Source organism: Microcoleus sp. Pol12A5, assembly GCF_036701435.1.
In the GTDB taxonomy this organism is placed as follows: domain Bacteria; phylum Cyanobacteriota; class Cyanobacteriia; order Cyanobacteriales; family Microcoleaceae; genus Microcoleus.
Window position 1 is genome coordinate 1 of sequence record NZ_JAUBQU010000278.1, and the last position, 1605, is coordinate 1605.

2 protein-coding genes are annotated in these 1605 nt (G+C 53.6%); both read right to left on the reverse strand.

Annotated features, from left to right (window positions below; translation table 11 throughout):
* On the reverse strand, positions 1 to 278 hold a 278-nt coding region (locus QUA45_RS28720; RefSeq protein WP_333223335.1), incomplete at its 3' end, for a TIGR04376 family protein.
* A gap of 334 nt (positions 279 to 612) precedes the next feature.
* Positions 613 to 1605 (reverse strand): hypothetical protein (locus QUA45_RS28725; protein WP_333223337.1); only part of this gene is annotated, 993 nt, incomplete at its 5' end.

Sequence of the window (1605 nt, forward strand, 5' to 3'; positions counted from 1 at the left end):
GCTTGCCGCTCTTGGGCGGCTTGAGCTAAATCGAGCCTTTGAGCAGCTTTAGCTTTGTTGATGCGATCGTTCCAGCGCTGAATTTCTTGGGCTGCCGAGAGGATTTCGGCTTGCAGTTTTTTCTCTTGTTTTTGGATATCGAGAATCAGCCGCAGAGTGTCTTCTTCTTGTTCCTTCAGTTGTTCTTCTATTGCCTGCAATTCCAGATGGGGATTGCTACGCAAAAATTCTTCTAATCGGGTTTCTAGAAAGCGGCTGAAATCATCAAATAAGCCCATTTTTTATAATTCCTCAGTCATTAGTCCTGGGTCATTAGTCATTGGTCATTAGTTATTAGTCATTGGTTCTTAGTCACTGGGATCGATTATTGATCTTGAGTTGTTAGTTATAGGAGAATAAAGTTTGGCAACGAATTGGGGAACCGATTTGACGGATAGAAGCAAGAAGTAATAAGAGCAATGGTTTCAGCAATTAAGAACGTCTTGGCGGTTCCTATATTATAACTGTTTTCACTGCTCGTCATATACAGCCCGATCGCTGCCCATTACTGATTACCGAGGACTTAACTCATAACTAATGACTGATGACTAATGACTCATAACTGATGACTGATTAGAACTTTTGGCCGACAAAAACCGATCGCACATCTCCTCCTTTGCGAATCACTGCTTCTTGATTTTTGATTTCTGCCAGAGTCCAACCGCTAGCGCCGATGCTTTCGCCGACATAAATCCTGCGGGCTACCCCGTCTACTTCAAACAAAGCAGCCGATCGATCGCCCAACTCCAAAATCCCTACCAACGTGTGGGCGGAAGTCGGGGCGCTGCTGACAGCCGGTGCGGATTGCTCGGGCGCGGGTGCGGATTGCTGGGCTGGGGGCGCGGGTGCCGGTTCGGTTTCGCGAGCCAAAATCTTTGGCTGGGGAGAGTCCGAGGGGGAAGGGGAAGCGGCCAGGGGATCTCGAGTTCCCGCAGCGGCGATCGCACGACCCGAGGCTGGAGCCGCCGGCGAGGGGGAAACTGCGCTGGTTTGAGGAGCCGCCGGAGCAGCAGCTACCGGAGCAGCCGGAGCCACAGTCACCTGAGCGGGGGGAGGGATGACTACGACTTGGGGTGCTGGTGCTCCCGGCTGTGAGGCAGCTTGTTCGAGGGCATTAGCAATGCGGTTGACTGCTGTCGAAAGACCTGCGGTTGCCGGCGGCGCGCCGGAAATTGGAATGCTCGGCAGCGTCCCTGGGGTGGGGGCTCCGGGAACTCCTGCAAGTTGCGGCTTAGCCTGGGGTGCTTTTTTTTGTTCGATCGCTTCTAGGGAGCGCTGCACATATTCGACAAACGGGGTATCTGGTGCTGTTTTGCCACTTGCTGCGGGTGTCTCGGGTGCGGGGGCGGCGGGCAAGCGCACGAGTCCCGACCTGCTTGCGAGCCATAACCCCATGACTAGCAGCAGCGACCCACATGCTGCTCCCAGCAGGATTCTGTCGAATGATTGTTTGGACTGCTGTTTTTTGGCTGTTTCTAGGGCGACTTGGCGGGCGATCGCTTCTACGTCTTTTTCGTCCCGCTGCGGCTGGGGGGGTGCCAACTGCGACAAAACTATTTGAGGTAC